Raw genomic sequence first — 12,170 nt, forward strand, 5'->3', positions numbered from 1 at the left:
GGCTGCTGCCGGTCGATGCCGATGCCTCCTCGCTCGATCAACTGGACAAGACAAGCCTGCCGCTGGAAGAAGTGCGCGCTGCAGTCGCCGCCACCGCCAAGGTCGGGCTGATCGTGCTCGACGCCTGCCGCAGCGATCCGTTCTCGGGTAGCGGTGGCGAAGGGCGCGGCGCGACGTCACTGGCAAAGGATGTCGCCGACAAGGTCAAGCCGGGCCTCGGCCGCGTCGGCCGGGCGGAAAACATCCTGTTCGCCTTCTCGGCCGCACCCGGCGAAACGGCGGCCGACGGCACCGGCCAGAACTCGCCGTTCACAACGGCGCTGACCAAATATCTCGGCACGGACGGGCTCGAAATCCGCTCGGTGCTGACCTTGGTGCAGCAGGAGGTCTACGACCTGTCGCGCGGCAAGCAGTTGCCCTATGTCGAAAGCGGCCTGCCGAAACTGTTCTTCGCCACTGCCGCCAAGGAACAGCTGCCGGAGCGCGAACGGCTGCTGCTGGCCATGGCCGATGTGACGCCGGAAATGCGCGGCGAGGTCGAGCAGATCGCCAGCGATGCCGACATGCCGCTCGCGCCGCTCTATGGCGCGCTGATCAGCACCGACACCAGCCATCTCTCCGCCGACAGCCTCAACGCCCGGCTGCGCGAGGCTGCCGACGCCTTCGTCAAGGTGCGTAGCGAAATGAAGACGCTCGCCTCCGACGATCCCCAAGTGACGGAGCTTCGCCGGCAGGCCGAGGAGCAGCTTGCGCTCGGTGCCTTCGACGGCGCCCGCGCCCTTCTCGCCAAGGCCGCCGACATCGATAATGTTTCGCGCCAGGCGCTGAAGGTCAATTTCGTCAGCCGAACCCTGTCCGAGGCCGCGACGCGCTTCCTGTCCGGTGGTGCGGCGCGCGCCGATCTCGACTACGCCACGGCCATTGGTGACTATGAATCGGTGCTGGCGCTGTATGGCGAGGCCGGGCAGACCTCGCTCAATCTGGAGCAGGCCGACCGCCAGAGCCGCACGCTGGAGGAACTCGGTATCCTCTATACGACGGTGGGCAATGTCGAGGCGGCCGGCCGCGCCTTCACCGCCCTGTTGGCCAATCTCGAGCAGCGGTCGCGTCAGGAAACCGACCCCAGCGTCAAGCGCGATCTCGCCATCGCCCATATCAAGCTCGCCAACACTGAGATGGCGCAAGGCGACCTGCCAACCTCCCTGGAAAACTATGAGGCGGCCAGGGACATGCTGCAGGACCTGACCGCAAGCGTGCCGGACAAGAAAGACTGGCTCGGTGACCTCGCCATGGCCAACGACAAGATCGGCAATGTTCTGGCGACGCAAGGCGATGTGGGTGCGGCGGCCAAGGCCTATCAACAGAGCCTGTCGATCAAGCAGCAATTGGCCGATGCCGAGCCGAACAGCGCCTATCTGCTGCGCGACCTGACCATAACCTATGACGAAATCGGCGACCTTGCCCGGACCGCCGGACAGCTGGACGGCGCCCAGACGGCCTTTGAAGAGAGCCTGAGAATTCGGCTTGTGCTGGCCGGGAACAAACCCGATGACCCCGAGCGCCAGCGCGCTGTTTCCGTCAGCCACGACAGGATCGGCGACCTGCTGCGCCAACGCGGCGACGCCGCCGGTGCGCTCGCGGCCTACACCAAGAGCCAGGCGATCGCCGAAGAAATGGTGCGCCGTGATCCTAACGATACCGACTTGAAACGCGACCTGTCGATCAGTTACACCAAGGTCGGCAACGCGCTCAACGACCAGGAGAACTGGCCGGCAGCGCTGGCTTCCTATCAGCAAGCGCTGGCCGTCGCGCGTGACCTTGCCGCTGATGACCCCGGCAACGCCGACTGGCAGCGCGACCTGTCGGTCTGCCTGGAAAAGGTTGCCGTTGTGCTCGATGCCCAGGGCGATGTCAGCGGTGCACTGCAGAACTATCAGGACAGTCTTGCCATTGCCGACCGGCTGGCGAAGCTCGACCCCGCCAATTCCGACTGGCAGCGCGACCTGTCGATCACGCTGTCGGAAATCGGCATGCTGGAGACCAAGCAGCGCCACTTCGAGGGTTCCAAGAAGGCGTTCGAAGACAGCCTCGGCATCCGCCAGAAACTCGCCCAGTCCGATCCGAACAATGCGATCTGGCAATTCGATCTGGTGCAGGCCTACATCAACTATGCCTATGTGGCGAAGGATCCGAAGGCGGTGCTGACCAAGGCGCTGAACCTGACGCTGGAGCTCGACCGCACGGGCCGGCTGGCGCCCCGGGACAAGCCCACGATCGAATATTTGCGCAATCTTCTCGCCAAATTCGGTGCCCGAAAAAAATAGCCGGCTGCCAGCGCGGGATTCGGCCCGGAAATACCCGCAAACCTTGGAAAAACCGCCTTTAGCGCCTATATCTAAGGCATATCAGACGCGCGATTCGGGGCCGATTTTTCGCGCTATATAAGCGGCATCTAGACAATAGGTTTTCATGAGCGACCAGACCGAGAACACCAACGGCGCCGAAGCCGAATACGGCGCCGATTCCATCAAGGTTTTGAAGGGGTTGGACGCCGTCCGCAAACGCCCCGGAATGTATATCGGCGACACCGACGACGGCTCGGGCCTGCATCACATGGTCTATGAGGTGGTCGACAACGCCATCGACGAGGCCCTGGCAGGCCACGCCGACCTCGTCACCGTGACGCTCAACCCCGATGGTTCGGTGACGGTGATCGACAATGGCCGTGGCATTCCGACCGATATCCACACCGGCGAAGGCATTTCCGCGGCCGAAGTGATCATGACGCAGCTGCATGCCGGCGGCAAATTCGACCAGAACTCCTACAAGGTGTCGGGCGGCCTGCATGGCGTCGGCGTCTCGGTGGTCAACGCCCTTTCGGCCTGGCTGAAGTTGAAGATTCGCCGCAACGGTCAGATCTTCGAGATGAGCTTCACGCATGGCAATGCCGATGCGCCATTGAAGGCGACAGGCAGCTACGAGCAGGACAAACAGCCGGGCACCTATGAGGGCCGCAGCGGCAGCCAGATCACCTTCTTTCCGTCGGCAGAGACCTTCACCATGGTCGAGTTCGACTTCGGCACGCTGGAACACCGGCTGCGCGAGCTCGCCTTCCTCAATTCCGGCGTGCGCATCATTCTGACCGATGCCCGCCACGCCGACATCTTGCGGCATGAGCTGCACTATGATGGCGGCCTCGAAGAATTCGTCAAATATCTCGACAGGGTCAAGAAACCGCTGATCGAGAAGCCGATTGCCATCAAGGCCGAGCGCGACGGCATCACCGTCGAAGTGGCTATGTGGTGGAACGACAGCTACCATGAGAATGTGCTGGCCTTCACCAACAACATCCCGCAGCGCGATGGCGGCACCCATCTGGCCGGCTTCCGTGGCGCGCTGACGCGTCAGATCACCGGTTATGGCGAGTCCTCGGGCCTGACCAAGAAGGAAAAGGTCTCGCTGATCGGCGACGATTGCCGCGAAGGCTTGACGGCCGTGCTGTCGGTCAAGGTTCCCGACCCGAAATTCTCCTCGCAGACCAAGGACAAGCTGGTTTCGTCGGAAGTCCGTCCCGTGGTCGAGGGGCTGGTCAACGAGGCGCTCGGCACCTGGCTGGAAGAGCATCCGACCGAAGGCAAGGTGGTCATCGACAAGGTGATCCAAGCCGCGGCAGCGCGCGAAGCCGCGCGCAAGGCGCGCGACATCACCCGCAAGAGCTCGCTCGGCGTCACCTCGCTCCCCGGTAAGCTGGCCGACTGCCAGGAACGCGACCCGGCGAAATCCGAAATCTTCATCGTCGAGGGCGACTCGGCCGGCGGCTCGGCCAAGGGCGGCCGTTCGCGCCAGAACCAGGCGATCCTTCCCTTGCGCGGCAAGATTCTCAATGTCGAGCGGGCGCGTTTCGACCGCATGCTCGGCTCCGACATGATCGGCACGCTGATCACCGCGCTCGGCACCTCTATCGGCAAGGACGAGTTCAATGCCGACAAGCTGCGCTATCACAAGATCATCCTGATGACCGACGCCGACGTCGACGGCGCGCATATCAGAACCCTGCTGCTCACCTTCTTCTTCCGGCAGATGCCGGAGCTGATCGAGCGCGGCCATCTCTACATCGCCCAGCCGCCGCTCTATAAGGTGACGCGCGGCAAGAGCTCGCAATACATCAAGAATGAGAGCGCGTTCGAGGAGTTCCTGATCGAGTCCGGACTGGAGGAAGCTTCGCTGACGCTGGGTTCAGGCGAAGTGCGGATCGGGCAGGATTTGCGTGGTGCCGTTGACGATGCGCTCGCTGTGCGCCAGCTCATCAACGGCCTGCACACGCGCTACAACAGAGGCGTGGTCGAACAGGCCGCGATCGCCGGCGGGCTCAACCCCGAGGTCTTCGGCGACCTTGGCCGCGCCAACGCCATGGCGGAACGCATTGCACAACGCCTCGATATCATCGCCGAGGACACCGAGCGTGGTTGGACCGGCCGCATGTCGACCTCGAATGACGGCAGCGGCGGCTATGTCTTCGAGCGCACGGTGCGCAGCGTCAAGGAATACGCCCATCTCGACATGGGGCTGATCAATTCGGCCGATGCCCGCCAGCTCGATCGCTACGCACAGCGCCTCAGCGAGGTATACGGGACGCCGCCGGTGCTGCGCCGCAAGGATGTGTCCGAAACCGTCTCGGGCCCGCTGGCGCTGCTCAACGCCGTCTTTGCGACCGGCCGCAAGGGCCTGACCATGCAGCGCTACAAGGGTCTCGGCGAGATGAATGCCGAGCAGCTCTGGGAAACCACGCTCGATCCGAATGTGCGGTCGCTGCTGCAGGTCAAGGTGAACGACGCGACCGATGCCGACTCGCTTTTCTCGCGGCTGATGGGCGACGAGGTCGAGCCACGGCGCGAATTCATCCAGGACAATGCGCTGTCCGTCGCCAATCTGGATATTTGATGCCGGCCGCCCAAAACCGCGCAGCGGTTTTGGGCGAACGAGATGCACAAGAGCTTAAAGCGCAGCGGCTGAATCCGCTTCAATGCGACGGGCTTTGAGACTGTAGCGATGCGCTGAAGAAGTCTGCCAGGGCGGCGTTGAGGCGCTGATGAAACGCGACCCGGTCGAAGCCGGGTGCGTCAACGCACGCCATGGGCGCAATGGCGCGCAGGCGAGTGCTGCAAGGCGGCAGGAACGCATAGTGGCCTGCCAGGGGCTCGACATGATACTCCGGCGGTCGAGGCAGCGCCGAGCGCACGGGCTCCTCGTACCAGGGGTCGGGTTGATGCCGGTCGTTGGCGGCCCGCCACAGGAGCACCGGGATCTGAACCGAAGCGAGGCCGGCGCGGTCAAAGGTGAAGCCGAACGCGGGCGCGGCGGCTGCGATGGCGCGGATTCGCCGATCAGGCTTCCACGCATCCGGAGGTGGCTGGGCCGCTTGCGCAACGGAATGGACCCCCGCTTTCGCCAGCGTGGTGCAAAGATCATGCTGGGGATTTGCCGCACAGTATGGGTCGATCCTGCCGAGATCAGGTATTCCGCCCGCTTCGACGAGCACAGTGAAGCCGCCATTCGAGAATCCGAAGGCACCGATGCGCTGCGGATCGATGTCTGCATGTCCCTGCCAGTCCGTCAGCATGAAATCGATCAGCCGGCTCAGTTGGGCGGGTCGGCGCCATAGCATCAGCACCTTGCTCTGGTCGTCGAAAGTGTCACCGGCATGGCTGACCGCGGCGACGACAAAGCCGGCTCTCGCCAGGGCGATCGCCGTATCATAGTGACCGGCATAGGATCCGCCGCCGCCATGCGAAATCACGATAAGCGGCAGCGCATGGCCTTTTACCGGGCCGGAAAGCGCGACGCGCTGCTTGAAGAATTCCAGCGGCACATCGCGCGGCTCGGCCGAAGTCGGGTACCAGATGCCGGCGGCCAGCGGCGGTTCGCCGCCATTTGGAACGCGAACGGCTTCGAAGCCCACGGGGGAATGCGCGAGGTCTTCAGCAACTGGACTGACCGATGTCGTGCCAATCGTCGGACCGGCTGTAGCCGCCGGGGTCAAGGCTCCGGTGAACAGACCAGAGAGCAAGACCAGGCCCGCGAAAATTGTTAAGCGCGAGCCACCGGATTGGGCGCAAATCCGCCGGGCTCTTGCTTTCTGCTTCTTCCGGAATTTCCTTGGGGTCATTTGTCCTCCTGCTCGGCAAGGCACTTCGAAGAAAATTCGCAGGGCTGACGGGTCGCATCCAGCGAGACTGGTGAGTCAAAAGGCAGGGACGACGCCCGGACTTCCGCTTTTGCCCGGCTCGGCCTATGGGTCAAATCACAACAACATGATCGCTTGAGACATTGGCGCGAAGCGGCGCTCCGAATTGTTCCATCGGCGGCAAACAAAATCATTTCAAACCGCGCCGGAACGGAAGTCCTCCGACGACATTGTGACAACATCGATCAAAAATTTCTCACAGGAGGCCTTCATGGGACGTGGCATTTTGCTCTGGTTGCTCGGTATTCCGATCCCGATCATCATCCTCATCATGCTGTTCGTACGGTAGGGGGCGTTGATGCAGCCCACCCTATCGGCCATTGACCTTTCCGCTTCGGAAGAATCCTCCGCTACAGCCGTCAGCTGGGGACCGATTATTGCCGGCGCCTTCGCGGCCTCGACCTTGACCTTTATCCTCATGCTGCTTGGCTCCGGGCTTGGGCTCAGCATGGTTTCGCCATGGTCGGGGTCCGGCGCATCGATCACCACCTTCGCGGTCTCGACCGCGATCTGGCTGGTCATCGTGCAATGGCTGTCCTCCGGCGTCGGCGGTTACCTTGCCGGACGGCTGCGCACCAAATGGGTCGGCATCCACACTGACGAGGTGTATTTCCGCGACACTGCCCATGGCTTCCTCGCCTGGGCATTGGCGACGCTGCTCGTTGTCGGCGTGCTCGGCTCGGCGCTGTCCGCGGCACTCGGTACAGGCGTGCAGGCTGTCTCAACCGTAGCATCCGGCGCTGCCATGGGTGCATCGGCTGGTGTCTCGGCCAAGACCGGCAGCGCATCGGCCGACAATGCAACCGCCTATCTGGTGGATTCGCTGTTCCGTCCGGCCGATCCGGCCAAGCTTGCGGCTGCCAATTCGGACAGCGATGCTGCTGCAGTCGGAGAGGCCTCGCGCATCCTGATCGCCAGTGCGGCGGCGGGCGAGATTTCAGCCGACGACAGGACCTATCTGTCGCAACTGGTTGCCGCCCGCACTGGGCTGTCCGAGGCTGATGCCAAGGCGCGTGTCGATGCCTTGGTTGCCAAGGTCGAGGACGCCAAGGTCAAGGCCAAGCAGGCCGCCGACGCAGCTCGGAAAGGCAGCGCGACGTTTGCCCTGCTCGGCGCTTTGTCGCTGGTCATCGGCGCCTTTATCGCCAGTGCTGCGGCCGCTCTCGGCGGCAGGCAGCGCGACGAAGAGGAAGCGGTTTTCCTGACCAGCCGCTAAACGCTCAGACTCCTTGCCAAAAAAGAAAGAGCCCGGTTTTCGAGACCGGGCTCTTTGCTATTCGGATATCGAGACTATCAGCTGGATCAGTGATCCATGGCCTTGACGATTTCCTCGGTCATCTTCTTGGCGTCGCCGAGCAGCATCATGGTGCCGTCCTTGTAGAACAGCGTGTTGTCGATGCCGGCATAGCCCGAGCCGAGCGAGCGCTTGACGAACAGGCAGGTGCGCGCCTTGTCGACGTCGAGGATCGGCATGCCGTAGATGGGCGAGGACTTGTCGTCGCGCGCAGACGGGTTGGTGACGTCGTTGGCGCCGATGACATAGGCGACGTCGGCCTGCGCGAACTCCGAATTGATGTCTTCCAGCTCGAACACTTCGTCATAGGGCACGTTGGCTTCGGCGAGCAGCACGTTCATGTGGCCAGGCATGCGGCCGGCGACCGGGTGGATCGCGTATTTCACGTCGACGCCATTGGCCTTCAACTTGTCGGCCATTTCGCGCAACGCGTGCTGCGCCTGCGCAACCGCCATGCCGTAGCCCGGCACGATAATGACCTTCTGGGCGTTCATCATCAGATAGGCGGCATCGTCGGCCGAGCCCTGCTTGACCGTGCGCTCGATACCATCGTCGGCCGCTGCCGCGGTCTCGCCGCCGAAGCCGCCGAGGATAACCGAGATGAAGCTTCGGTTCATGCCCTTGCACATGATGTAGGACAGGATCGCGCCGGACGAACCTACGAGTGCGCCGGTGATGATCAGGGCCAGATTGCCGAGGGTGAAACCAAGCGCGGCGGCTGCCCAGCCGGAATAGGAATTCAGCATCGAGACGACGACCGGCATGTCGGCGCCGCCGATCGGGATGATCAGCAGGATGCCGAGCACCAGCGAGGCGGCGACGATCAGCCAGAACACCAGTTTTGACTCGGTGGTGACGAGCAGGATGATCAACACGATGAGCGCGACGCCGAGAGCCGCGTTGATGAAGTGGCGGCCGCCGATCATGATCGGCTTGCCGGACATGCGGCCATCGAGCTTGAGGAAGGCGATGACCGAGCCGGTGAAGGTGATGGCGCCGATGGCGACGCCAAGGCTCATTTCGATCAGCGCCTGGGCATGGATATCGCCATTGGTGCCGATGCCAAAGCTTTCCGGCGCATAGATGGCCGCTGCAGCCACCATGACGGCGGCGAGGCCGACCAGCGAATGGAAGGCGGCGACCAACTGCGGCATCGAGGTCATGGCGATGCGGCGCGCGGTGACGGCGCCGACGCCGCCGCCGATGGCGAGGCCAAGCACGATCAGCCCGAAGCGCCCGGCTGACGGAGTCGCCAGCGCCAGCGTGGTGGCAATGGCGATGCCCATGCCGATCATGCCGTACAAATTGCCCTGGCGGCTGGTGGTCGGATGCGACAGGCCGCGCAGCGCCATGATGAACAGCACGCCGGAGACCAGATAGAGGAAGGACGCGAAGTTGGCGTTCATGGCGCTCTACTTGTCCTTCTTCTTGTACATCGCCAGCATGCGCTGGGTGACCAGGAAGCCGCCGAAGATGTTGACCGAGACCAGCATCAGCGCGACGAAGCCGAAGCCGGCGGCAACACCGGAAGCCGCGATGCCGACAGCCAGCAGCGCGCCGACGACGATGACCGAGGAGATGGCGTTGGTGACGGCCATCAGCGGCGTGTGCAAAGCGGGGGTCACCGACCAGACGACATAGTAGCCGACAAAGATCGCCAGCACGAAGATGGCGAAGCGGAAGACGAAGGGATCGATGGTGCCACCGGACAGGGCGTGCGCGGCGTCACCCGCCGCCTCGGCACCGCCTGGAGCATTGGCCAGGTTCTGCACCGCGAGCCTGACGGCAGCGCTTGCCTGGTCGAGCTGGTCGAGGGCTTTTTGCAGGGTCTGATCCATCACGCTGTGCCTTTCGACTTGGGCGACTTGGACGAGGGCGACTGGGATGCGGCCGTTTTCTTTGTCGCGGCTTTCTTTGCAGCAGCCGGCTCGGCCGAGGCCACCATGGTCGTGGCCGGGATCGCGGCCGGCTCGACATGCGGCTGCTGGTCGGCCTGGGCGAAGGCCGGATGCACCACCTTGCCGCCATCGGTCAGCATCGTCGCCTTGACCAGGTCATCGTCGCGATTGATGGCGAGCGTCTTCGTTGTCTTGTCGACCAGTGTTTCCACGAAAGCGAACAGGTTGCGGGCGTAAAGCAGCGAGGCCGACGCAGCGACGCGGCCGGGCACATTGAGGTGTCCGACGATCTTCACATTGTTGGCCGTGGTCACCACCTGACCTGGGACCGCGCCTTCAACATTGCCGCCGCGCTCGACGGCGAGGTCGACGATCACCGAGCCCGGCTTCATCGAGGCGACCATCGCTGCCGAGACCAGTTTCGGCGCCGGCCGGCCGGGGATCAGCGCCGTGGTGATGACGATATCCTGCTTGGCGATGTGCTCGGCGGTCAGCGCCGCCTGCTTGGCCTGGTATTCCTTCGACATTTCCTTGGCGTAGCCGCCGGCGGTCTCGGCCGCCTTGAACTCCTCGTCCTCGACGGCGAGGAACTTGGCGCCGAGCGATGCCACCTGTTCCTTGGCGGCGGGTCGAACGTCGGTCGCCGTGACGACCGCACCAAGACGGCGCGCGGTGGCGATCGCCTGCAGGCCGGCAACGCCGACACCCATGATGAAGATCTTAGCCGCCGGCACAGTGCCCGCCGCCGTCATCATCATCGGCAGTGCGCGATCATATTCCGAGGCGCCGTCGATGACTGCCTGATAGCCGGCGAGGTTGGCCTGGCTGGACAGCACGTCCATCGACTGGGCGCGGGTGATGCGCGGCATGAACTCCATCGAGAAGGCGGTGACACCGGCCTTGGCCAGGGCCGCGACCGCCGCGTCATTGCCGTAGGGATCCATGATGGCGATGACCGCAGCACCCGATTTGTAGCCTTTCAGCTCGGCTTCCGTCGGCCGGCGCACCTTCAGCACGACATCGGCCTTGGCGACAGCGTCAGCCTTGCCGATGGCAGCACCGGCCTTGGCGAACTCCTCGTCGGGGATGCGAGACCTCGTGCCGGCGCCGGTTTCAACGATCACATCGAAGCCCAGCCCCGCCAGCCGCTTGACCGTATCGGGCGAGGCCGCGACACGCGGCTCGTTCGCATCAAGCTCACGAGGGATGAAAACCGTCTGTCCCACCGCATGATCCTTTCGGCTGGAACCTGTTTGCGCAAAGTGTCGGCCGGAATATCCGGCGACGTCAATGGCAACGGGGTTTTGGAAGGTCTATCGCAGAATGAAGGCGCCGACGGCCATGATCAGGATGAACAGGATGGTCGCCGAGAAGAAACCGGCCGCGAAGAAGCCGAAAGCCATCGCGATGAGCAACGCGCCGCAGAAAAGCGATCCGTATTTGGCCAGTGCGAGAAAGCCCGCATAGGTACGGTCATGTTCCGCATAGTCCATCTTCGCGCCCAGTTCGACAGGACCGGTCGGCGAGTGATCAGCCATAGGAATACCCCTTCGAAGACATCTTTCAGGCACATAGCGAAAAGCCGGGCCGAGAGCAATGGCGCTATTGCCGCATTGGGGCGGACAACTGCCTCAAGGGAAAATTGAAACTGCCGGCCGCCCCTGTGAGGGACGGCTTTGCGCCAGGCTTGCCCCGCGGCCTCAGCCGGCGAGGTGCGGGAAAAGGCCGAGCAGTCCAACGACGATCAGATAGAGCGCGACGATGTAGTTCAGCAGCCGTGGCATGATGAGGATCAACACGCCGGCGATCAGCGAGATAAGCGGCGTGAGCGCGAGCTGGGAAATGTGCATGTCGGGGTCCTTCGCGGCAGATCGGTTGGCATGATGACAAGACGGAACGGCGGCACGCCGCCGTCATCAGAACGCGGATCTGGCCGGAAAGCTCCCGAGGCTCATCAAAAATCGCGTAGTCTCAGGCGGCGGCGCGATAATATTTCGCCGTCGGCACGACGGACAAGGGTGTCAGCCGGTTGATGGCCGGATTGGCGAACATCAGCCGCTGCTCGGTCGGCGTCGACCTGAAGAATGGGAACCGTTCGAGCGTCAGGCGCATATTTTCGCCGGCAGGGATTTCGAACAGGGCGATCCGGGTAAGAACGCCTGGAAATTCCTTAGCCTCGGTCCGCTGTACGGCATTGAAATAACGCGAATAAAAATTGGAATGCTCGACCTTGACCGGCGTCAGCACCGAGTCCTGCCCAAAATAGAGCGAGGCCACCATGGCAAGCCTGAGGGTCAGGAACGGCAGCACTCCGGGCGCCGGCGCGCTATCGGGATCGGTTGCAAACCGGGTTCCGTCGATAAAGGTTTCTCCGCGGGCAAGTCGCTCGAGCAGTATTTCCGGATAGGCATCGACGGACGGCGAATTCGGGTGCTCCCGAGAAATGTAGTGGAAGCGGATCGTGCTGACCAACTCGCCATAGAAATAGACACCGAACCGGTAGGAATTGGGCAGATTGTCCCAGCGATCCTCGAACATCCCGCTGGCGATTGGGCCGCACATGCCTGAGCGCAGATAGGATTTATAGCGAAGCCGGTAAATCGCCTCCAAGTCCTCACCTCCGGTAATGAGGCGATAGTCGACATGCTCCAGCAGTTGCATCATCGATCGGTTCAGCACCGAATCTCCGGCTGCCCTGACCACGCCAGACGCATTCCTTGCAGCCGTTGCAGCA

Annotated in this window: 10 protein-coding genes; 3 read left to right on the forward strand and 7 right to left on the reverse strand. The window is 63.1% G+C overall.

What is annotated here, in order from left to right:
• Positions 1-2,324, forward strand: a 2,324-nt coding sequence (locus AC04SF_RS12120; protein WP_488477993.1) for a tetratricopeptide repeat protein, incomplete at its 5' end; no start/stop codon positions are given.
• 145 nt (positions 2,325-2,469) lie between these two features.
• The gene (gene gyrB / locus AC04SF_RS12125; RefSeq protein ID WP_488477994.1) at positions 2,470-4,941 is read left to right on the forward strand and encodes a DNA topoisomerase (ATP-hydrolyzing) subunit B; all 2,472 of its coding nucleotides are present in this window, start codon (positions 2,470-2,472) and stop codon (positions 4,939-4,941) included.
• 79 nt (positions 4,942-5,020) lie between these two features.
• Here gyrB and AC04SF_RS12130 read toward each other — a convergent pair whose 3' ends face one another.
• Entirely contained in the window at positions 5,021-5,959 is a 939-nt protein-coding gene (locus tag AC04SF_RS12130; RefSeq protein ID WP_488477995.1) for an alpha/beta hydrolase family protein, read from the reverse strand.
• A gap of 583 nt (positions 5,960-6,542) precedes the next feature.
• Between AC04SF_RS12130 and AC04SF_RS12135 the strand changes: the two genes are divergently transcribed.
• Positions 6,543-7,460, forward strand: coding sequence for a hypothetical protein (locus AC04SF_RS12135; RefSeq protein WP_488477996.1), 918 nt, complete (start codon positions 6,543-6,545; stop codon positions 7,458-7,460).
• A gap of 86 nt (positions 7,461-7,546) precedes the next feature.
• Here the strand turns inward: AC04SF_RS12135 and AC04SF_RS12140 are convergent, their stop codons facing one another.
• From AC04SF_RS12140 to AC04SF_RS12165, 6 genes are all read right to left on the reverse strand, one after another.
• Positions 7,547-8,944 (reverse strand): NAD(P)(+) transhydrogenase (Re/Si-specific) subunit beta, encoded by a 1,398-nt coding sequence (locus tag AC04SF_RS12140; RefSeq protein WP_488477997.1) that lies wholly within the window; start codon positions 8,942-8,944, stop codon positions 7,547-7,549.
• A 6-nt stretch (positions 8,945-8,950) separates the two neighbouring features.
• Positions 8,951-9,376 (reverse strand): proton-translocating transhydrogenase family protein, encoded by a 426-nt coding sequence (locus AC04SF_RS12145; RefSeq protein ID WP_488477998.1) that lies wholly within the window; start codon positions 9,374-9,376, stop codon positions 8,951-8,953.
• Positions 9,376-10,662 carry a Re/Si-specific NAD(P)(+) transhydrogenase subunit alpha gene (locus AC04SF_RS12150; protein ID WP_488477999.1) on the reverse strand — a complete coding sequence of 429 codons (1,287 nt, stop codon included), beginning with the start codon at positions 10,660-10,662 and terminating at the stop codon, positions 9,376-9,378. The genes AC04SF_RS12145 and AC04SF_RS12150 overlap by 1 nt, the downstream gene beginning before the upstream one ends.
• A gap of 87 nt (positions 10,663-10,749) precedes the next feature.
• Positions 10,750-10,974: an aa3-type cytochrome c oxidase subunit IV gene (locus AC04SF_RS12155; protein ID WP_095200826.1), complete on the reverse strand. Its 225-nt coding sequence runs from the start codon at positions 10,972-10,974 to the stop codon at positions 10,750-10,752.
• A gap of 162 nt (positions 10,975-11,136) precedes the next feature.
• The gene (locus tag AC04SF_RS12160) at positions 11,137-11,286 is read right to left on the reverse strand and encodes a DUF3096 domain-containing protein (RefSeq protein WP_019862764.1); all 150 of its coding nucleotides are present in this window, start codon (positions 11,284-11,286) and stop codon (positions 11,137-11,139) included.
• A gap of 121 nt (positions 11,287-11,407) precedes the next feature.
• Positions 11,408-12,115 carry an N-acyl amino acid synthase FeeM domain-containing protein gene (locus AC04SF_RS12165; protein WP_488478000.1) on the reverse strand — a complete coding sequence of 236 codons (708 nt, stop codon included), beginning with the start codon at positions 12,113-12,115 and terminating at the stop codon, positions 11,408-11,410.
• Between the last annotated feature and the right edge of the window lie 55 nt (positions 12,116-12,170).

The organism is Mesorhizobium sp. CNPSo 4671 (assembly GCF_057784245.1).

Coding starts and splice junctions, on each gene's coding strand:
- AC04SF_RS12140 (WP_488477997.1), bottom strand. CDS start 8,944: ATGAACGCCAACTTCGCGTCCTTCCTCTATCTGGTCTCCGGCGTGCTG.
- AC04SF_RS12135 (WP_488477996.1), top strand. CDS start 6,543: ATGCAGCCCACCCTATCGGCCATTGACCTTTCCGCTTCGGAAGAATCC.
- AC04SF_RS12160 (WP_019862764.1), bottom strand. CDS start 11,286: ATGCACATTTCCCAGCTCGCGCTCACGCCGCTTATCTCGCTGATCGCC.
- AC04SF_RS12155 (WP_095200826.1), bottom strand. CDS start 10,974: ATGGCTGATCACTCGCCGACCGGTCCTGTCGAACTGGGCGCGAAGATG.
- AC04SF_RS12145 (WP_488477998.1), bottom strand. CDS start 9,376: ATGGATCAGACCCTGCAAAAAGCCCTCGACCAGCTCGACCAGGCAAGC.
- gyrB (WP_488477994.1), top strand. CDS start 2,470: ATGAGCGACCAGACCGAGAACACCAACGGCGCCGAAGCCGAATACGGC.